This window comes from Mesorhizobium sp. M7A.F.Ca.AU.001.01.1.1, from assembly GCF_004022735.1.
Taxonomy (GTDB): domain Bacteria; phylum Pseudomonadota; class Alphaproteobacteria; order Rhizobiales; family Rhizobiaceae; genus Mesorhizobium; species Mesorhizobium ciceri.
Genome location: NZ_RZPF01000019.1, coordinates 1 through 20,501 on the forward strand (window position 1 = coordinate 1; position 20,501 = coordinate 20,501).

At 63.0% G+C, this 20,501-nt stretch carries 20 protein-coding genes; 18 read left to right on the forward strand and 2 right to left on the reverse strand.

Features of this window, described 5'->3' with window-relative positions; genetic code table 11:
• The 3 genes from EN884_RS02530 to EN884_RS02540 all read left to right on the forward strand — a co-directional run.
• A partial coding sequence (locus EN884_RS02530; protein ID WP_063168718.1) for a transporter substrate-binding domain-containing protein occupies positions 1–798 on the forward strand: 798 nt, incomplete at its 5' end.
• Between the two features lie 77 nt (positions 799–875).
• Positions 876–1,583, forward strand: coding sequence for an ABC transporter permease subunit (locus EN884_RS02535; RefSeq protein ID WP_063168719.1), 708 nt, complete (start codon positions 876–878; stop codon positions 1,581–1,583).
• Positions 1,584–1,588: 5 nt separating this feature from the next.
• Complete coding sequence (locus EN884_RS02540) at positions 1,589–2,320, forward strand: ABC transporter permease (RefSeq protein WP_063170307.1); 732 nt, start codon at positions 1,589–1,591, stop codon at positions 2,318–2,320.
• Positions 2,321–2,436: 116 nt separating this feature from the next.
• Here EN884_RS02540 and EN884_RS02545 read toward each other — a convergent pair whose 3' ends face one another.
• Both EN884_RS02545 and EN884_RS02550 read right to left on the reverse strand, forming a co-directional pair.
• Positions 2,437–3,654, reverse strand: coding sequence for an FAD-dependent oxidoreductase (locus tag EN884_RS02545; protein ID WP_024503251.1), 1,218 nt, complete (start codon positions 3,652–3,654; stop codon positions 2,437–2,439).
• A gap of 15 nt (positions 3,655–3,669) precedes the next feature.
• Positions 3,670–4,434 carry an HpcH/HpaI aldolase/citrate lyase family protein gene (locus EN884_RS02550; RefSeq protein WP_063168720.1) on the reverse strand — a complete coding sequence of 255 codons (765 nt, stop codon included), beginning with the start codon at positions 4,432–4,434 and terminating at the stop codon, positions 3,670–3,672.
• 118 nt (positions 4,435–4,552) lie between these two features.
• Between EN884_RS02550 and EN884_RS02555 the strand changes: the two genes are divergently transcribed.
• The 15 genes from EN884_RS02555 to EN884_RS02625 form a co-directional block, all read left to right on the forward strand.
• Positions 4,553–5,443 carry a 2-hydroxy-3-oxopropionate reductase gene (locus EN884_RS02555; protein WP_063168721.1) on the forward strand — a complete coding sequence of 297 codons (891 nt, stop codon included), beginning with the start codon at positions 4,553–4,555 and terminating at the stop codon, positions 5,441–5,443.
• Positions 5,444–5,448: 5 nt separating this feature from the next.
• The gene (locus EN884_RS02560; RefSeq protein ID WP_013530407.1) at positions 5,449–6,261 is read left to right on the forward strand and encodes a shikimate dehydrogenase; all 813 of its coding nucleotides are present in this window, start codon (positions 5,449–5,451) and stop codon (positions 6,259–6,261) included.
• Positions 6,254–7,060 carry an SDR family oxidoreductase gene (locus tag EN884_RS02565; RefSeq protein WP_063168722.1) on the forward strand — a complete coding sequence of 269 codons (807 nt, stop codon included), beginning with the start codon at positions 6,254–6,256 and terminating at the stop codon, positions 7,058–7,060. Before EN884_RS02560 ends, EN884_RS02565 begins: the two co-directional genes overlap by 8 nt.
• A gap of 95 nt (positions 7,061–7,155) precedes the next feature.
• Complete coding sequence (locus EN884_RS02570; RefSeq protein WP_013530405.1) at positions 7,156–7,503, forward strand: RidA family protein; 348 nt, start codon at positions 7,156–7,158, stop codon at positions 7,501–7,503.
• 50 nt (positions 7,504–7,553) lie between these two features.
• A complete protein-coding gene (locus tag EN884_RS02575; protein WP_063170308.1) occupies positions 7,554–8,342 on the forward strand; it encodes a FadR/GntR family transcriptional regulator in 789 nt (262 codons plus the stop codon).
• A 287-nt stretch (positions 8,343–8,629) separates the two neighbouring features.
• The gene (locus EN884_RS02580; RefSeq protein ID WP_082826690.1) at positions 8,630–9,340 is read left to right on the forward strand and encodes an SDR family oxidoreductase; all 711 of its coding nucleotides are present in this window, start codon (positions 8,630–8,632) and stop codon (positions 9,338–9,340) included.
• A gap of 12 nt (positions 9,341–9,352) precedes the next feature.
• The gene (locus tag EN884_RS02585; protein ID WP_063168723.1) at positions 9,353–10,102 is read left to right on the forward strand and encodes an SDR family oxidoreductase; all 750 of its coding nucleotides are present in this window, start codon (positions 9,353–9,355) and stop codon (positions 10,100–10,102) included.
• Positions 10,103–10,171: 69 nt separating this feature from the next.
• The gene (locus tag EN884_RS02590; protein ID WP_063168724.1) at positions 10,172–11,122 is read left to right on the forward strand and encodes a LysR substrate-binding domain-containing protein; all 951 of its coding nucleotides are present in this window, start codon (positions 10,172–10,174) and stop codon (positions 11,120–11,122) included.
• Between the two features lie 86 nt (positions 11,123–11,208).
• The gene (locus EN884_RS02595; protein ID WP_013530400.1) at positions 11,209–12,243 is read left to right on the forward strand and encodes an amino acid ABC transporter substrate-binding protein; all 1,035 of its coding nucleotides are present in this window, start codon (positions 11,209–11,211) and stop codon (positions 12,241–12,243) included.
• A gap of 79 nt (positions 12,244–12,322) precedes the next feature.
• Positions 12,323–13,486: an ABC transporter permease subunit gene (locus EN884_RS02600; RefSeq protein WP_013530399.1), complete on the forward strand. Its 1,164-nt coding sequence runs from the start codon at positions 12,323–12,325 to the stop codon at positions 13,484–13,486.
• Positions 13,487–13,489: 3 nt separating this feature from the next.
• Positions 13,490–14,569, forward strand: a complete 1,080-nt coding sequence (locus EN884_RS02605) for an amino acid ABC transporter permease (RefSeq protein WP_063168725.1) — start codon at positions 13,490–13,492, stop codon at positions 14,567–14,569.
• 12 nt (positions 14,570–14,581) lie between these two features.
• Positions 14,582–15,340: an amino acid ABC transporter ATP-binding protein gene (locus EN884_RS02610; RefSeq protein ID WP_027161621.1), complete on the forward strand. Its 759-nt coding sequence runs from the start codon at positions 14,582–14,584 to the stop codon at positions 15,338–15,340.
• A gap of 60 nt (positions 15,341–15,400) precedes the next feature.
• Positions 15,401–16,825, forward strand: a complete 1,425-nt coding sequence (locus tag EN884_RS02615) for an FAD-binding oxidoreductase (protein WP_063168726.1) — start codon at positions 15,401–15,403, stop codon at positions 16,823–16,825.
• 98 nt (positions 16,826–16,923) lie between these two features.
• Positions 16,924–18,594 carry a thiamine pyrophosphate-binding protein gene (locus tag EN884_RS02620; RefSeq protein WP_063168727.1) on the forward strand — a complete coding sequence of 557 codons (1,671 nt, stop codon included), beginning with the start codon at positions 16,924–16,926 and terminating at the stop codon, positions 18,592–18,594.
• The coding region (locus EN884_RS02625; protein WP_206617551.1) for a hydantoinase/oxoprolinase family protein at positions 18,591–20,501 on the forward strand (1,911 nt) is incomplete at its 3' end. The genes EN884_RS02620 and EN884_RS02625, both read left to right, overlap by 4 nt.

The window sequence follows — 20,501 nt, forward strand, 5'->3', positions numbered from 1 at the left end:
ATGAAACTGAAAGTCTTGACGCTGCTCGCATGTCTCGCGGGAAGCATGGGAAGCGCATTGGCGGCCGAAGGCGAGTTGTCCATCGGAACGGAAGGCGCCTACCCGCCATGGAGCATGTCCGACGCCAATGGCAACGTCACCGGTTTCGACGCCGATGTCGGCGCGTTGCTGTGCACCAAACTCGCGGTGACCTGCCATTTTGTCGTGCAGGCGTTCGACGGGTTGATCCCGGCGCTGAAGGCCAAGCGCTTCGACGTCATCATCTCGGGCATGTCGATCACCGCCGATCGCAAGAAGGAGATCAATTTCAGCGTCGGCTATGCCGAACTGGCCAACATGTTCGTCGCGGCCAAGGGGTCTGATCTGGCCGCGATCACCGACGTCGACACGCTGCTGAAGTCGCTCGACGGCAAGAAGGTCGGCGTGCAGGCTGGCACGACCCACGCGCATTTCCTCGAGAAGCGTGCACCGAATGCCGACCTGAAAACCTACGACACGCTTGACCAGATGCAGATCGACCTGGCGAGCGGCCGTATCGACACGGCTTTCGCCGATCAATCCGCCTTGCAGGATTTTCTGGACAAGCCTGACGGCAAGAACTTCCAACTGGTCGGTGTTGAGATCAAGAGCACATACGACCCGACGCTTGGCGAAGGCATCGGCGTCGGCATCGCGCAGGACAACACCGAACTCAAGGTCAAGATCGACAAGGCGCTTTGCGAGCTGATCGCGGACGGCTCGGTCGGCAAGGCAAGCGAGAAATGGTTCAAGACGGACATTTCCCGGCCCTGCAAATAACGCCTTGGAACCCTCGCATGCGCCCGGAGCTCCGGGCGCATGCACTTCATTGGCACGACAAGACTAGGGCAACTCAGATGGAATTCGGTCTCTGGCAGGTTTGGGAAGCGGGTTGGGTGACCGCCATCCTGCGTGGCGCGTCGATAACGATCCTGGTGGGTCTCGTCAGCATGGCGGCCGGGCTGGTGATCGGCATTGTCTGCGGCTTGATCAAATGGGCCCGGATATTTCCGCTCTCGCTGCTCGTTGATGCCTATACCTCGCTGGTGCGCGGCGTGCCCGAGCTGCTCATCATCTACCTCCTGTTTTTCAGTTCGGTTGAATTCGTGACCAAGGTCGTGACCGCTTTCGGCTATGCCGGGGTCGCGGAGAGCGGCTATGCGTTCGTCATCGCGGTCATCGCCATCGGCGCGATCTCCGGCGCCTATTCGACCGAGGTCGTGCGCGGGGCCCTGGGCGCGATCCCCAATGGGCATATCGAGGCCGCGCGCGCGCTCGGGCTATCGGGCGGCCGGATCTTTCGCCGCATCATCGCGCCGCAGATGCTGCGCATCGCGGTTCCCGGAATCAACAACGTCTGGCAGACCACGATCAAGGACACGGCCCTGGTCTCGGTGGTCGGCCTTCAGGAGCTGATGCGCATTTCTTTCATTGGCGCCAATTCCACCCGCCACCCGTTCATCTTCTACCTGATCGCGGCTGTGGTTTATCTGGCCATTACGCTCGTCAGCCAGGCCGGGTTCGACGGCATCGAACGCCTGCTCAGGGTGAGGACGAGAAAGTAGTTATGATGGATCTCATCCAGCTAGCGGTTCCCGTCCTGCTCAAGGGCCTGTGGGTCACAGCGGCACTAACGTTCGTCTCGGTGCTGATCGGCTTCAATCTGGGCCTCGGTTTGGCGCTGATGCGACTGTCGTCGAACCGCTTCCTGTCAGGCTTTGCCAAATATTATTCCAATGTCTTTCGCGGGACGCCACTGCTGGTGCAGATTTTCCTGTTCTATTACGGGCTTGGCCAACTTTCCTCGATCAAGGACAACGCAGCTTTGTGGTGGTTGATCAGCGACGGCGCGCGCTGCGCCGTGCTGGCGCTTGCGCTGAACACGGCTGCCTACACGTCGGAGATCCTGCGCGGCGGATTGATGTCGGTTCCGGTTGGCCTCGTCGAAGCGGCGCAGGCATGCGGCATGTCGCGCATGCTGCGGTTCCGGCGCATCGAGTTTCCGCTCGCCATCCGCCAGGCGCTGCCGGCCTATGGCAATGAGCTCATCCTGGTCGTCAAGGGGACCAGCCTTGCCTCGACGATCACGGTGCTCGAGATCACCGGCTACGCCAAGCGGCTGATGAGCCAGACCTTCGCAATCTTCGAGATCTTCGCCATTGCCGGCGTGCTCTACCTTGTGATCAATCTGCTGTTGATCGCCATCATCCGCGCCATAGAGCGTTTCCTCATGCGCCACGAGGCCTCCTCTGGCCGAGATCTGGCAGCGCCGCAACCAAATCGATCGACCGTGGGTTCGTGACGCCCCTGCTAAGATAGAGCGATCCGAGCGAGTAGTTTTCACGACGTCTCTGACTAAAATGCAATTTCATTGGACGCTGAATGCCCGAGATAAAATGGGTGACCGATCGTCTCGCTTTAGATCACTGCTTCCTCGAGAAACGGCTCGTTGCGATCTATGCGCTCGTAACAGAACGGCGAAAGATCGAGCGTCTGGAAAGCCCCGTGAACGATAAGTTCTGAAACGGCGCGGCCCACGGCTGGCGACTGTTGCAGCCCGTGCCCCGAGAAGCCGTTGGCAAACATGAAATTGGTCACCTGCGGGTGGAAGCCGACGATGCCGTTGTGGTCGAGCATGTTGTACTCGTAGTGGCCGGTCCAACTGGTCTGGACCTTGAGTGCGTCGAAAGACGGAATGCGGTGCCAGAGTGCCGGCCAGATGTAGTCGTCGAACTCTTCATGGTGCATTTCAAAGTCGTCGTAGCCGGCCGGTCCGTCGCCTTGCGGCGTGTTGCCGGTGAGAAAAAGCTCGCCTTCGGGACGCACGAATGTTCCGGAAAGGTCGATGACATTGGGCATCCGGCCGGGGATCGGGTTGGCGCTGGCGAAGACGAAGCTGTAGCGCTTGTAGGGCGCGACCGGGATCGACAGGCCGGCCATGGCGGCCACCTGCTGAGCGCGCGGGCCCGCGGCGTTGACCAATGTTCCGCAGGCAACCGTCTGTCCGGTCGCGAGGCGCACCGAGATGACCCGCCCATCGGCGATGTCCAGCCCTGTCACGGCATTGTCAATATACTCGACGCCGCTGGCGCGGGCTGCGCGGCGGAAACCGTTCATCAGCCCCACGGAATCGAACCAGCCCTCTTCCCTGGCCCCCCAGGAACCGCCACCGAGATCCTCCACATTGAGCCAGGGGAAGCGATCCTTCAGCGGGCCCGGCTCAAGAAACACCGTGTGGGCCCCAAAACTGCGTTGCAGATCGACGCGCTCGCGGGCCGCTTTGACGCCGTCGGGTGAACAGCAGTAAAGATACCCATGCTCCTTGAAGCCGAGGTCGGGCGCCGGTTCGTCCTTGTAGAAAGGTGCCATACGCTCCTGAAATCCGCGGATGACCTCGATGCCGAACTGGCTGATCTTCACATTGATCGGATTGGAATATTGCTGCCGGATCGCACTGGTGGAGAGCGCCGTCGACGAGAATTCGTAGCTCGAGTCGCGTTCGACCACGAGGATCGAGGCGCCGCTGCCCAGCGCCTGGCTCAGCCAGTAGGCCGTGGACGAACCGATGACGGCGCCGCCGACGATGACGATGTCGTAGGCGGTGCGTGACGGCGCTTTGTACCGGGGGATCGGCATGGCTGTATCTCCGGTCTACTGAGTGAACGAAGCGACCAAGGCATCCGAGCCCCGCGCCAGCAGGCCGAGGTCGGAACCAACGGCAACCATGGTGAAGCCGTCGGCGAGGTAGCGGTCGGCATCGGTCTTTGCGGGAGCCAGGATCCCGCTGGCCTTGCCTGCCGCCGTTGCCGCCTTGCGCACCGAGGCGATCGCTTCTTGAACGTGTGCGGCCCCGGGATTGCCCATCGCACCCATATTGGTGGAAAGGTCGCCGGGTCCGACGAAGAGAACGTCGACGCCGTCCACTGCCGCAATTTCCGCGGCATTGGCGACGCCTAATTCATCCTCGATCTGTACGGCGAGAAGCTGCTGCTCACGCGCCTTGGCGTGGTAACCGGCGATGCGACCGAAGCCGTTGGCACGGTGACCGACCGAGAAGCCGCGAAATCCACCAGGCGCATATGTCATAGCCGCGACAATGGCGCGGGCCTGATCGGCCGTCCGCACATTGGGGATCATCAGGCTGCGCGCACCGATATCCAGGGCCTGCTTGATCAGATTGGGATCGTCGGAAGGCAGCCTGACGACGGCCTCGCTGTCGAAGCCGCCCATGACCTGCAACTGGGCCATGATGCTGCGCAGATGATTGGGGCTATGCTCGCCATCGATCAGCAGCCAGCCGGCGCCGGAGCCCGCGACAATTTCCGTCGTCAGGGCCGAAGCCAGCGAGCACCAGATGCCGATATGGGTCCGGCCGGCCGACACGGCAGCCTTCAGCGTGTTGAGGCGCTCTTGCATTTTGCGGTCGGTCTCCGATGAGCGAAAGGACGTTGAAATTTGTATGATGTCCTATATCATACGGCAATAATTTGCTGCAAGATGCAATACGCACCAACCTTCGTACAGGGGTTCAAGAATGAAGATCGGGTTCATCGGGCTCGGTGTGATGGGAGCACCGATGGCGCACCATCTCGTCGACGCGGGACATGAGATCTTCACGGTCCTGAACCGCTCCCCTCTGCCGAAGGACCTTAGGGCATCGGTCGTCGCCTCTCCTGGCGATGTGGCGCGGATGTCCGAGATCATCGTGACCATGCTGCCCGACACGCCAGATGTGGAGCGTGTCCTGCTTGGAGGAAACGGCGTCCTGGAGGGGCTGTCGGCCGATAAGCTGGTCATCGACATGAGCTCGATCAGCCCTATCGCCACTGCGGAATTCGCAGCGAAACTGCGGCAAGCGGGAGCCGGCTACCTCGACGCCCCGGTCTCGGGCGGTGAGGTCGGCGCCAAGGCGGCGAGCCTCACCATCATGGTCGGCGGGCCGACCGCAGAGTTCGAGCGCGCGCTGCCGATCTTTCGGACGCTGGGCAAGAACATCACCTTGATCGGCGAGCACAATGGCGCCGGCCAGACCTGCAAGATCGCAAATCAGATCATCGTCGCGCTCAACATAGAGGCCGTGGCGGAAGCGCTCGTCTTTGCCAGCAAGGCCGGTTGCGACGCGGCAAAGGTGCGCGCCGCGCTGATGGGCGGCTTTGCCTCGTCCCGCGTGCTGGAGGTGCATGGCGAGCGCATGATCGCCCGGACCTTCGCCCCGGGCTTTCGCATGCGGCTTCACCAGAAGGATCTCAACCTCGCGCTCGAAAGCGCCCGCGCGCTTGGCGTCTCGCTGCCGAACACCGCGATGGCGCAACAACTGATGAGCGCCTGCTCAGCCCGACCAGGCGGCGCGGAGGCCGACCACTCGTCCCTCGTCCAGGCGCTGGAGATCCTCAGCGGCCACGAACTGTCAAAAGAAAAGGAGTAAAACCGATGCGCGGAACCGGCAAGGCCGAGATCTTCGTGATGCTGGCCCATCCCGTGGCCCATGCCAAGAGCCCCGGCATATTCAACGAGATCTTCGAGCAGAAGGGCCTCGACAGCCTCATGGTGCCCTTGAGCTGCCGCCCGGAGGATTTCGAGGCCTTCTGGGCCGGCATTACGGCAGCCGAGAATATCAGGGGCGTGATCATCTCGGTGCCGTACAAGGTTGCGGTCTATCACAAATGCACCGCCGCTCACGACCGCGCCGCGAGGGTGCAGAGCGCCAATTCCGTGCGCCGGCTGCCCGATGGCAGCTGGTACGCCGACAATTTCGACGGCGTCGGCTTTATCGATGGCCTCAAGGCAGGCGGACATGAGATTGCCGGCCGCCGCATCCTTCAGGTCGGCGCCGGCGGCGCCGGCGCGTCCCTGGCCTATTGTCTCGCCGAAGCCGGTGCCGAGGAAATCCGCTTGGCCGACATCGATACCGGTCGCGCCGAAAAACTGGCGGCGCTGGTCGCGCAGGTCTTCCCGAAATGCCGCATCCAGGTTGGAGAGGCCGAGCCTTCCGGCATGCATATGGCGATCAACGCCACGCCGGTCGGCATGCACGCCGGCGACCCGCTGCCGCTGGATGTGAGCCGGCTGACCCCGGACATGACGGTCGTCGACATCATCATGGAGCCCGCCGAGACCCCCCTGCTAAAGGCGGCGAAAGAGATTGGCTGCCGCATTCAGCCGGGGCGCCCGATGATGGATTTCCAGGTCCGGGCCATGTCCGAATTCTTCGACATCGAAGGCAAGGGTCGCGGCAATGGCTGAGACATTGACGGCCGTCGTCATCGGCGGCACTTCCGGCATCGGACGCGCGATAGCGCTGCGCTTCGCCGAGGACGGCTACCATCTGGTGGTCGCCGGCAGGGATGCGGCACGGGGCGATGAGGCGGTTGGCGCCTGCGCGGCGGTCGGCGCACCGCGCGCGCTGTTTGTCCAGACCGATGTCGCCGAATCCGGCTCGGTGGAAGCGCTGGCGCAGGCCGTCAGCGACGCGTTCGGTACCCCGCACGTCGTCGTCAACTGCGCCGGCATCCTGCAGAGTGGCAAGCACGTCCTCGACCAGGATCTGGACGAAGACGAGAGGATGTGGCGAGTGAACTATCGCGGCACCTTGCTGGGTTGCCAGGTGTTCGGTCGGCTGATGTCGGCTGCCGGGCGAGGCGCGATCCTGAACGTCGGCTCGCTTGCCTCCTTCGCGCCGCTGTCCCTGCCCGCCTACACGCCCGGAAAGCATGCCGTCCTGGCCTTGACCCAGATCCTGGCCGCCGAGCTCGGTCCGCACGGCGTACGCGTCAATGCGGTGGCACCCGGCTACACGCTTTCGGACGGGCTGAAAGCCAGGATCGCCAAGGGTGAGCGCAACCCCGAAGCCATCCAGGCGACCACCGCGCTGCGCCGCTTCGTCGAGCCGCGCGACGTTGCCGAGGCCGCACTGTTCCTCTGCTCCGACCGGGCCGCATCGATAACCGGCGTCACCCTGCCCGTCGACGCCGGCTGGCTCGTTCAGGCGCCCTACGCACAATATCTGCAGGGAAACCCCATCCGCCAGACGCCGGCAATCTGAGTCCATCCGGCGGAGGCCGGAAATCTGACCCATCCGGCGGAGGCCGGAAATCTGACCCATCCGGCGGAGGCCGGAAATCTGACAAGGACAATCCAATGAGTGACATCAAGCGCTTCGACTTCGACACCCGCATCCACCACGGGGTCATCCACAATGGCACCCTCTACCTCACCGGCCAGGTCGCAAAGCCGGGTCAGTCCGCAGCCGACCAGATGCGCGAGGCGCTTGGCAAGGTCGACGTCCTGCTTGCCAAGGCCGGTACGGACAAGACACGTATCCTTCACGTGCAGATGTGGCTGGACGACATCAGGGATTTCGACGAGGTCAACACGGTCTGGGACGGATGGATGCCGAAGGAGCATGCACCCGCGCGCTCTTCCGGCGAAGGACGGATGGCCAAGCCTGGAATGCTGGTCGAGCTGATCGTCACCGCGGCGGTTTGAATGGCCTTGCCGGTTCGGGCATCATCGCGAATCTGGCTAAGGGGAGACTGATGACGAAGCGCAAACCGCTTTCCACTGTCGTGGCGGAGAGTCTGTCCGAAAAGATCCGTTCCGGATCTCTGCTTCCCGGCGCGCAATTGCCGACCGAGGCGGAGCTTTGTGCCGAGTACGACGTCAGCCGGACGGTGGTGCGGGAAGCGGTGGCGCGATTGCGCTCCGAAGGGATGGTGGTGCCGCAGCAGGGCCGCGGCATGTTCGTCAGCGAAACGCCGGCGCCGCGCAATTTCTCGATACCGGACGAGGCGCTGAGGACCTTGCCGGAAACCATTGCCCTGCTCGAACTGAGATTGAGTGTGGAAGTGGAGTCCGCCGGGCTATGCGCGGAACGGCGCACCGATGCGGAGGCGAGTGGAATCCGAACCCTGATGGAACAGGTCGACGCCCAGCAAGCGGATCCCGCTGTGGTCCAGATCCACTATGACTATGATTTCCATCTGGCGATCGCCAAAGCCGCGCGCAACGAATTCATCCACGGCTTCCTGAGCTATCTCAGGCCGATGATCGTTCCACGCTTTCAACTGGGCTACGTGGTCACGCCGGCGCTCAAGGACAGCTATTACGCACGCATTCACAACGAGCACAAAACCATCGTGGATGCCATCGAAAGGCAGGACGGTCGTGCCGCTCGCCAGGCCATGCGCAAGCATCTGCACAACAGCCTCGGGCGTGTGCGCGCTTTGGCACGGGCTTCGGGCGTCGCGGCGACAGAGGCAGAGCAGCAGGCGGCTGCGGCCTCGCTCTTTACCGATATGAAGAGGCCTGTTTCGACCGGCGGATAGGCCCCGGCTTCGATCACCCAGGCATTCGCACTCACCCAGATTAGCCACCGCATTGCGAAAGCCATGTTTTGGCTCCGCCAGCTGACCTGAACCGTTTCCCGCAGGTTGAGAACATCGTTTTCCCGTCGTTTCCTTCGGTTTTCAGCCTCGGCGCCGAGGTCACCACCTGTCCAGGTTTCGGGCGGGAGAAGAGAATTCGAAAGTTTATCTTTCCTTTTTGCTGGTTTTCTTGGTTTCGCGGCATCGGCCCAGGCCGCAGACTGAATCAGGCAATCAGGGAAGCCAACGTGACGACAGCCTTCATCACAGGTGCAACAAGCGGCATAGGGCGGGCCATGACGATCGCACTGAGCGACGCCGGCTACGATGTCTATGCGGTCGGGCGCAGCCAGGCCGCGCTCAAGGCGTTGCAGGCCGAGCGATCCGGCATCGTGCCCATCGCCGTCGACGTGACCGATCGCGAGGCGCTGGAAGCTGTTCTGGCGGATCTGACCATCGACGTGCTGATCAATAATGCCGGGATCATGCCACCGTTGGGCAATTTCGCCGACATGAAAATCTCCGACATCGACACCACGCTGGAGGTCAACCTCAGCGCGGCAATCCTGCTTACCCGCCTCGTCGTTCCGCAGATGCGCGAGCGGCAGGCTGGCCACATCCTGTTCACCGGCTCCACCGCGGGCCACGCGGCATATTCCAACATTGCCGTCTATTCGGCCACCAAGGCGGCGATATCAGGCTTTGCCGCCGCGTTGCGCGCCGACCTCTCCCCATCAGGCGTCCGTGTCACCGAGATCGTCGCCGGCCGTGTCGAGACGCAGCTCTACCAGGACATCCTCGACGCAAAGGCGCGCGCGGCCATGTACGCCAGCAAAGTGGTGCAGCCGGATGACGTGGCCGGAATGGTGGTCGCGGTACTCGGCCTGCCCGCATGGGCCGACGTTACCCGTTTCGACATCATGCCGACATGGCCAACCTCGCCAAGCGGCGCCAAGTAAGGAAAAACTGGAATGAAGGATCTTTCCGTTCTGATCGTAGGCGGCGGCGCTGGCCTCGGCGCGCTTTTGGCCAGGATGGCTGTAGAGGCCGGGGCTGCAAAGATCGGCATCATCGACATCAACCAGGACGCCGCCGAAGCCGCTCTCGCACCGGCAAAGGCCAACGGCCTGCCGACCGCGGCCGCCCTGTGCGACATCCAGGTCGGCCCTCAGTGCCACGCCGCCTTCGACGCCATCGTTTCGAAGCTCGGGCGTATCGACACGCTGATCAATTGCGCCGCGATCTACCCTCGCCGCCCGCTCCTCGAGATCAGCGACGCCGATTGGGATGCCTCCAATGGCATCAACATCAAGGGCACTTATCATATGATGGTGGCAGCCGTTCGCCACATGCAATCGCAGGAGCCGAAGAGCCATGTGCGTGGCCGGATCGTCAACCTGACCTCTGTCGATGCCTTCAAGGCGCATCCGCAGAACGCCCACTATGCGGCAACCAAGGCCGCCGTGGTCAGCCTGACGCGCTCCTTTGCCCATGACGTCGCAAAACACGGGATCCTGGTCAATTCGGTGGCCCCCGCAGGCATGGCCACGGAGCGGGCCAAGGCCCTCGGCTTCCTCGAGGAACTGGCCAAGGCGAGCCCGCTGGGTCGTGGCGCCGAGCCTGCGGAGATTGCCGAGTGGGTTCTCATGACCGGCGGCCCCAAGAATACCTACATGACCGGAGAAAACGTAATTGTTTCAGGTGGTTATATATACGCCTGAGCTATTTTCGCGCGCCGGCGGCGCTGAATTGTCCAACAGGAACGCAAGCGAAAGGAGGTGGAATAGACGATGACCGGCAAGCTTCGCCTTCCCTCGCTGAATGCGCTTCGCGTCTTCCACGCCGTCGCGCAGCACAAGAGCTTCCGGCAGGCGGCGGATGAATTGCTGGTCACGCCGCAGGCCGTCGGACAGCAGATCAAGCTACTGGAGGACACGCTTCAGGTGACACTGTTCGAACGCAAGGGGCGGTCGGTCGAATTGACCGAGTCTGCCATCCTTCTCTCGCACTATGTCAAAGCTGGGTTCGACGAATTTTCCGAAGGTGTTCGCCGCGTCACCAAGTCGAATTACCGGGACCGCATCAACCTGAATGCGAGCCCCTATTTCGCGACCCACTATTTGCTGCCTCGCCTATCTCTGTTCCGGGAGATATTGCCCGGTGCGGATCTGCGCCTGACGACGATGGTCGATCTGCCCGATTTCGGACGCGACGACATCGATATGACCGTCCAGTGGGGCTACGGCAATTGGCCGGACTACGAGACCATACTGCTGGTGCCTGATCCGAAGGTCATCTGCTGCACTCCGGCCATCGGCGAGAGCATCAAGTCGGCGCAGGACCTGACGTTGTTCACGTTGCTGGACACCGTCAAGTCGAAGCGCCTTTGGCCAGACATTTTACGCCACCTTGCCATCGAGCAGACGGACGGCAACCAAAGCATCAGCTTCGACGATGCCGCGACCATGCGCCGTGCAACCCTGCAAGGCATCGGCGTCGGTCTCGTCTCCGTCATCGACGCCGAGGAAGATTTGAGGTCGGGCGCGCTGGTCGCTCCGGTCGGGCGCGACGCCCTTGCCGATATGCGGCCGGAAGAAGTTCCTGGATTCTACCTGATCGTCCCGCGCGGGCACCTGCGCGTGAAGGCGGTCGCCGCCCTTCACCGATGGCTCGCCCAGCAGGACTGGGGCAGCGATCTGAAGATTTCCTCCGTGCCGAAACCGACCCCGCTTTCCGACTAGGAGCGGCTTTGAGACCGAGCTCCGAAAGAGAACTTTTGGGCCTCCAACAACAAGAAACCAAACAACCTCAACAGTGGAGACGGAACATGAAGACGATGAAATGGGGGGCCGCAGCCATGGCCCTTGGACTTGTGCATTTTGCAGCGCCGGCAGAAGCCGCCGGCGGCAAGACGCTGGAAGCCGTCAAGGCGCGCGGCGTGCTCAACTGCACCGGCCATGACGGGTCTTACCTCGGCTTCGCCGAAGTCGACGACAAGGGCAACTGGAAGGGCATGGACATTGATCTCTGCCGGGCGGTGGCCACGGCCGTGCTCGGCGACCCGGCAAAACTGAAGGTCGTTCCGATCAGCTGGGCGCAGCGCTGGCCGTCCCTGCAATCGGGCGATGTCGACATCATCATCAAGGCGTCAGGCGGCACGCTCAGCCGCGACACCGAGCTCGGCCTGCAATTTTCCATGTCCTATTACCTCGGAACGACCAAGGTGATGGCGCACAAGGAGCTAAACCTCAAGTCGCTCAAGGATGCGGCCGGCGGCACGATCTGCATTCCCGCCGGCACGTCGCAGGAACAGCAGGTCGCGGCCTATACGGCCAAGCTTGGCATCAAGCTCGAACCCGTGCTCATCGAAAAGACCGAGGAGCTCGAGCAGGCCTATTTCTCCGGACGCTGCGATCTCTATGCGCAGTGGGGCCCGACGCTCGCCATTGCGCGCATCGCCAAGAGCAAGGTCGACGACCATGTCATCCTGCCCGACGTGCTCGCCGTCGAGCCTGAAGTCATGATCATGCGCCAAGGCGACGACAATTGGGTTGACATCGCCAACTGGACGCTGAGCACGCTGATCTTCGCCGAGCAGGAAGGCATCACCTCCAAGAACGTCGACGAGGTCAAGGCCAAGCCGACCTCGCCGCAAGTCGCCAAGTTCCTCGGCGTCACGCCAGGCATGGGCAAGGGTCTCGGTCTCGATGATGACTGGGCCTACAAGGTGATCAAGAACGTCGGCAATTACGGCGAAATCTTCGAGCGCGACCTCGGCAAGGACTCGCCCTACAAGATGGACCGCGAGTTGACCAACCTTTGGAACAATGGCGGTGTCCTGTTCCCGCTGGTGATCGACTGATCCGTCCTTAACTCACCCGCTCCAGGCCCCGCCCGGCACAGCCGGGCGGGGTCGGCGACAATTCGGCAAGGATCTTTGGATGGTCAGCCTGCTGAGAAATCAAAAGGTCCGCAACGCGCTGTTGCAGGTCCTCTATGTCGGCTCGATCGCCGCGATGGTGCTTGCCGGCATCGTGATCGCCCGCCGCAACCTGGCTGATCAGGGGATCACCTCCGGATTCGACTTTCTGTTCAAGTCGACGGGTTGGGATGTGAATTTCTCGCTGCTGCCCGCCACGGCCAATGATCCCTATTGGTGGTACTTCCTCATCGGCATCATCAACACGCTGTTCCTGGGGAGCGTCGGCCTGATACTGGCGACGATCGTGGGAACGATCGTCGGTCTGGCGCGGACGTCTTCGAACGATTTGGCGCGGCTGCTCGGCCGTACCTATGTGGACATCTTCCGCAACATTCCGCTGATCCTCCAGGTTTTCTTCTGGTATGCGATCATCACGCACCTGCCGACGCCGCGCAGCGCGCACGAAGCCTGGGGCTTCCTGCTCACCAGCCGAGGACTCTACATCCCATTCCCGAACGTCGGCAGTGCCGCGTTTGCCGCAGCCACAGTGGCTGTGATCGCGGCCATCGTGCTGCCGGCCTGGCTGGGCAGGACGTCGCTCCTTGCCCAGCCGATCGGCCAGCGGCGCACCATCCAGTTTGCCGCCGCCGCAGCGGCACTGGCCTGCGCGACCATCATTCTGGCTCTCGGACGTCTGCCGGATACGCCGCTGCTGGACTTCCCTGCCCTGCAAGGCCTCAATCTGAGAGGCGGCCTGCGTATCCCTCCGGAGTTCGCCACCCTCGCCATCGCCATCGCCATCTATGGCGGCTCCTACATTGCGGAGATCGTGCGCGGAGGCTTCAAATCTGTCGGCACCGGCCAGGTCGAGGCAGCCCTTTCCTTGGGCCTTAGTCCCTGGCGGGTCTTCACGCTGGTGCGGCTGCCGCTGGCGCTGCGTGCCATGCTGCCGATCCTTGCCAATCAGTATGTCTGGCTGATGAAGGCGACGACGATGGGCATCGCCGTGGGCTTCACCGACTTCTTCATGATTGTGGCGCTGACGATCAACCATTCCGGGCAAACCCTCGAAGCGATCGGCATCCTGATGGCAGGCTTCCTCGCCATCAACCTCAGCCTTGCCGCCGTCTTCAACCGCATCAACAAGGCAATTGCCCTCAAGGGCAATCAACTGAGGGGCTGAGAGATGGAGATGGTCATTGTCGCTCCACCCGCTCCCGGCAGGCTTGAGGATCTGAGGCGACGCTTCTTCGCGACGCCGCTTCAGGCGGTGGTGTCGCTGGCCTGTCTGACGATCATGGTCTTCCTGGTCTGGAAGCTGCTGAATTGGGCGGTTTTCTCGGCTGTCTTCACCACCAGCGGCGGGCCGGAAGCCTGCCAGGCGACAGCGGGAGCCTGCTGGTCGGTCATCGCAGCGAGATGGCGGATCATCTTCTTCGGCCTCTATCCCTACGAGGAACAATGGCGCTCGGCGCTGGCCTGCGTCGCCGTTGTGGTGATGACGGTGCTGAGCTGTATCCCGGCGTTCTGGACGGGCCGCCGGATCGCGCTGGTATGGGGAGCCGGAACAGGCCTTTTCTACCTATTGATGAAAGGCGGCGTGCTTGGCCTTGCCCATGTCGGCGAGGAAGCCTGGGGCGGGCTGGCGCTGACCCTGTTCATCTTCGTTACCACCTGCCTGATCGGTTTCCCCTTGGCGATCTGCCTGGCCTTGCTACGCCGGTCGGAGCTGCCCTGGATTTCGCGGACCACCGGCCTCATCATCGACGGGGTCCGGTCGCTTCCGCTGATATCGATCCTCTTCACCTTTGCAGTGGTTCTGCCGTTCGCGCTGCCGCAATGGCTGCAGGGCGATAAGCTTTACCGCGTGATCCTCGGCTCCGCTCTGTTCTTCTCCGCCTATCAGGCTGAGATCGTGAGAGGCGGCATGCAGGGCGTTGCGACAGGACAGGAGGAGGCTGCCATGGCGCTCGGCATGCGCTACTGGCAACGCATCAGCCGCATCCTCCTGCCTCAGGCAATGCGCAACGCGATGCCGGCCACGATCAACCAGTTCGTCATCTCGTTCAAGGAGACCTCGCTGGTGGTCATCGTCGGTTTCTTCGAGATCCTGGCTTCCGGCAATGCCGCCTATGGCACCGGCGAATGGCGCTTCGCCTATGTCGAAGTCTATGCCTTCATCGCCTTCATCTACTTCATCTTCGTCTTCAGCCTATCCCGCTATGGCGCCTTTCTCGAGCGCCGCATGTCGGTCAGCGAACGGTAAGGAGGCGTGCAGGTGATCTCAACCAATTCGACCGGTGAGCCGGCGCTCCGCATCGAAAACCTCGACAAATACTACGGCACGTTCCAAGCACTGCGCGGGATAAACCTTTCCGTACAACGGGGCGAAAAAATCGTCGTCTGCGGACCCTCCGGCTCCGGCAAATCGACGATGATCCGCTGCATCAACCGCCTCGAACAGCACAATGGCGGCCGCATCGCGGTGCTCGGGACCGAGCTCAACGACGATGTCGGCAATATCGACGAGATCAGGCGTGAAGTCGGCATGGTGTTCCAGCACTTCAACCTGTTCCCGCACATGACGGTGCTGGAGAACTGCATGATCTCCCCGATGATCGTGCGCAAGCAGCCGCGGGCGCAAGCCGAGGCAACCGCCCGCCACTACCTGGAGAAGGTGCGCATTCCCGAGCAGGCCATGAAATATCCCAGCCAATTGTCCGGCGGTCAGCAGCAGCGCGTCGCCATTGCACGCGCACTTTGCATGCAGCCGCAGATCATGCTGTTCGACGAACCGACCTCGGCGCTCGATCCGGAAATGGTTTCCGAAGTGCTTGACGTCATGGTCACGCTTGCCTCGGAAGGCATGACGATGATCTGCGTGACGCATGAGATGGGCTTTGCGCGTCGCGTGGCGGACCGGGTGCTTTTCATGGACGGCGGCGAGATCCTCGAAGAAGCGCCTCCGGACGAGTTCTTCACCTCTTCCCGCAACGAGCGCACTCGACAATTCCTGTCGCAGGTGCTGGGTCATTGATTGGAAGCAACGATCCGGGACGTGTCGCACGGCACGCCCTCAGCTAACTCGGGTAAATCAATGACCGATCCCGCCACCGCGCTGCACGAGATTCTCGGGCCGAAAGGCTGGCTTTCGGGCCGGGATGCCGAGCCCTACCAGCGCGATTGGCTCAATCGCTACGGCGTCGCACCTCTTGGCGTTGCCAGGCCCGCGAATACGTCGCAGGTTGCCAGTGTCGTCAAACTATGTCGCGAGGCCGGACTGGCAGTCGTGCCGCAAGGCGGAAACACCGGGCTTTGCGGCGCCGCCGTCGCCGAGCAGCCGAATGCGGTGATCGTCTCGCTGTCACGCATGACGGCGATCGGGAAGCCGTATCTGGACAGCGGATCGATCGTCGTCGAGGCGGGTGTCGTGCTGGCCACGCTGCACGAGGCGCTGGAGCCGCATGGGCTGATGTTTCCAATGCATCTGGGCGCAGAAGGCAGCGCCAGGATCGGCGGCCTGATCGGCACCAATGCCGGCGGCAGCCAGGCTTTCCGATACGGCATGATGCAGGATCTCGTCCTGGGTCTCGAAGTCGTGACGCCTGATGGCGGGATTTGGGACGGACTGCGCGCGGTGCAGAAGGACAATGCCGGCTATCAACTGCGCAAGCTGTTCTGTGGCGCTGAGGGCACGCTCGGCATCGTCACGCGCGCGATCCTGCGGCTCTACCCCAAGCCTCGGCAGCAAGCGAGCGCCCTTCTGGTCCTGCCCGACTTTGCCGCCGCCGTTTCGTTCGGCGCCTTCCTGCGCGGCGAGGCCGGGGAATTCCTGACTGGCCTCGAGTTCTTCTCCGATGTGGGCCTGCGATTGGCGCTCAAGCACGTGCCCGACCTTGCCTACCAACTGGAGACACGGGGCGACGTCTATCTGCTGGTCGAACTGGCATCGGGGTCGTCACGCGTTCCCCTGGACGAGATCCTGGCTTCGGCTCTGGAATGGGGCATGGAACAGAGCCTGGTTAGCGACGGCGCGCTGGCGGCGACAGGTGCGCATCGCGCACAATTCTGGCGGCTGCGCGAGGAGCAACCGGAGGGACAAAGGCTGGAAGGCGAGCAACTCAAGCACGACATCTCCGTCCCTCCAGGTGCAATCGCCCGTTTCGTCGAGGCTGGCGCGAAGATCTGCGGCGGCATTCTTCCCGGTGTGCGGATAAACCCGTTCGGGCACCTCGGCGACGGAAACATCCATTACAATTTGTCTCCGCCGGAAGGTCGTGCCGATTTCGACGGCAAGGCCGAGCTGTTCGCAGAGGCGCTGTCATCTCTTGCCACTCAGATGGGCGGCAGCTTTGCCGCCGAGCATGGGCTTGGCCGGGCAAAGGTGGTCATGGCCGACCGCAATCGCGGCCTGGTGGAGCGAGAGCTCATGGCGCGGCTCAAAGGCGCGTTCGATCCGCTGGGCACGATGAACCCGGACGTCCTGGTTCGCGCCTCTCGGGAAAGAAAAACTTTCGAATAGACGGCATTTCTTGGTTTCGTCTCGATGCGCCAGCGTGCACGTATGAATCCGAAAGGCAGGCTCGATCCGCTTGCCGCCTGAATGAAGGATGTCGCAGCATGATCCGCAATGGCGGTCGCCTTCTTGTCGAATGCCTGATCGCGCTCGGCGCGACCAAGAGTTTCGGTGTGCCGGGCGAAAGCTATCTGGCCGTGCTGGACGCGCTGCACGACACTCGTGGAAAGCTGGACTACGTGCTGTGCCGCAACGAGGGCGGCGCGGCATTCATGGCCTCGGCCTATGGCAAGCTGACGGGTTCGCCGGGCATCTGCTTCGTGACGCGCGGACCGGGTGTCGCCAATGCGTCCATCGGCGTGCACACGGCGATGCAGGACAGTTCGCCGATGATCCTGTTCGTCGGCCAGGTCGGCACCGACATGCGCGGCCGCGAAGCGTTTCAGGAAATCGACTACCGCGCGGTGTTCGGCACGATGGCGAAATGGGCGGTGGAGATCGACGCTGTCGAGCGCCTGCCGGAAATCATTGCCCGGGCCTGGACCACGGCGCTCACCGGGCGGCCAGGCCCGGTGGTGATCGCCCTGCCCGAGAACATGCTGACGACGCTGACCGATGTCGCGGCGCTCAGCGGGCCTGCCAGGGTGTTCGAGGCCGCGGCCGATGCCGATGCGCTGGCCGAGGCCCGGTCCATGCTGGCCGCCTCCAGCAGACCGGTGATCCTGATCGGCGGTGCCAACTGGTCAGCTGACGGGCGTGCCGTGCTCCAGGCTTTCGCCGAGACCTCCGACATTCCGGTGGTCGCGGCGTTCCGTTTCCAGGATCAGTTCGACAATGGCTCACCGGTCTTCGTCGGCGAGGCCGGTGTCGGCATGGTCCCGCATGTCAAGAAGCTGATCCGGGACGCCGATGTGATCCTGGCGATCAATGTGCGCTTCGGCGAGATGACCACGGATGGCTACACGCTGCTGTCTGTGCCCGAGCCGAAGCAGAAGCTGATCCATGTCCACGCTTCGGATCGCGAGATCGGCAAGATCTACGTGCCCTCGCTTGGCATCCATGCCGGGCCGAACGCCTTCGCCAAGGCGCTCTCGCCGGTCAAGGGCGACTGGGGCGCGTGGCGGTCGCAGGCACGCCAAAGCTATGAGGGCACGTTCACCGCGCCTGCCCAGCCGGGCCCGGTCGACATGGTCGAAGTCAGCCGCTGGCTGCGCGAGAACCTACCCGACGACGTCATCCTCACCAACGGCGCCGGCAATTTCACCGTGTGGCCAAACAAGTTCTTCAGGTTCGGGCCAAAGGCGCGGCTGCTTGCACCGCAATCCGGCGCCATGGGCTACGGCCTGCCGGCGGCCATCGCGGCCAAAGTGGCCTTTCCCTCACGCACGGTGGTCTGTTTTGCCGGTGACGGCGATTTCCAGATGAACTGCCAGGAGTTGGGGACGGCGATGCAGGCCGGGGCGCAGCCGATCGTCCTCATCCTGAACAACGGCATCTACGGGACCATCCGCGCGCATCAGGAGCGGCACTATCCGGCGCGCGTGTCGGGAACGAACATCGAGAACCCGGATTTTGTCGGCATCGCCCGGGCCTATGGCTTCCACGCCGAGCGGGTCGGCGCGACGGGGGAGTTCGCCGGCGCTTTCGGCAGGGCGCTGGCATCCGCGACCGGCGCGGTCCTGGAGCTGGATATTTCCCCGGAGGCGATCACGCCGCGTCAAACCCTTTCCCAAATGCGCGACGCAGCGCTCGCTTCGCATAAGGCCAACGCATGACCAGTACGGCAAATGACATCCGTCTCGGCGCGGATATCGGCGGCACGTTCACCGATATTGTGGTCGATGTGCGCGGCACGATCTTTTCCACCAAGATCCTGACCAACTATGCCGCCCCCGAACAGGCTATCCTCGACGGAATCGAGATCGTCGTGCGCGACGCCGGCATCACGCTGGCGGACCTCGACATCGTCATTCACGGCACCACGCTGGCGACCAACGCGCTCATCGAACGGCGTGGCGCCAAGACGGCATTGGTCACCACCGAAGGGTTTCGCGATGTCATCGAGATGCGCACGGAAAACCGGTTCGAACAGTATGATCTGAACCTGAAGCTGCCGCCGCCGCTGATCCCGCGCGAGCATCGCTATACGGTCAAGGGGCGCATCGGCGCGGACGGAAAGGAATTGCAGCCGCTGGACGAAGCAGCGCTCGACGAGATCGCCGACAGCATCGCCGCGGGCGGCTTCGGCGCCGTCGCCATCGGCTTCATCCATTCCTACATGAACCCGGTGCATGAGCAGCGGGCACGCGCGATCCTCGCCAGAAAGCTGGACATACCGATTTCCATCAGCGCTGAGGTCTCGCCGCAGATGCGCGAGTTCGAACGCTTCAACACGGTTTGCGCCAATGCCTATGTCCGGCCGCAGATGGCCGACTATCTGGTGCGCCTCCAGGTGCGGCTGAAGGAGATGGGGGCGAACTGTCCGGTGTTCATGATCCACTCGGGCGGCGGACTGATCTCGATGGAAACCGCGTCCGAATTTCCGGTGCGCCTGGTCGAGTCCGGTCCGGCCGGCGGTGCCATTTTTGCGGCCGACGTGGCGCGGCGCTTCGACCTGGACTCCGTCGTCTCCTACGACATGGGCGGAACGACCGCGAAGATCTGCCTGATCGAGGACTATTCGCCGCGCACGGCGCGGACCTTCGAGGTCGCCCGCACCTATCGCTTCTGCAAAGGCTCCGGCATGCCGATCTCGATCCCGGTCATCGAGATGATCGAGATCGGCGCCGGCGGCGGCTCGATCGCCTGGGTCGACGCCATGGGCCGCATCCAGACCGGCCCGGAAAGTGCCGGGTCCGAACCCGGTCCCGCCTGCTACGGGCGTGGCGGCAGCCGCCCGGCCATCACCGATGCCGACCTGGTGCTGGGCAAGCTCGATCCCGACAATTTCGCCGGCGGCGCCATCAGGCTCGACACGCAGGCTTCCGAGCAGGCGATCACCCGCGATGTCGGCACCCGGCTTTCGCTCAATTCCGTTTCCGCCGCTTTCGGCATCTGCGAGGTCGTCGACGAGAATATGGCCAATGCCGCCCGCGTCCACGCGGTGGAAAACGGCAAGAACATCTCCGACAATGTCATGATCGCCTTTGGCGGTGCAGCGCCCCTGCATGCGGCGCGGCTGTGCGAGAAGCTTGGCGTCGAACAGTGCCTTGTCCCGCAAGGCGCCGGCGTCGGCTCGGCCATCGGTTTTCTCAAGGCGCCGTTCGGCTACGAGGCGCTGGCTTCCAAGCTGATGCGGCTGTCGCGCTTCGATGCATGCGAGGTGAATGCGCTGCTCGACGGGCTGAAGACGACTGCCGAGAGCTTCGTGCGAGCCGGCACTAACAATGCCATCACCCGCGAGATCACCGCCTTCATGCGCTATGCCGGCCAGGGTTGGGAAATCCCGGTGCCGCTGCCCGACAGGGCGTTCAAGCCCGGCGATGAGGTGAGCCTCAAGGACGCCTTCCGGGACAATTATGCGCGCTTCTTCGGCCGTGCCATTGATGGCCTCGACGGATTGGAAATCGAGATCGTCACCTGGTCGGTCAAGGCGCAGGACGTGCGGCCGGCGCCCGCAAGGCACGAGATCACCATGGGGACCAGGACCGTCGCCGCTTCGCAAACGCGCGAGGTTTTCGAT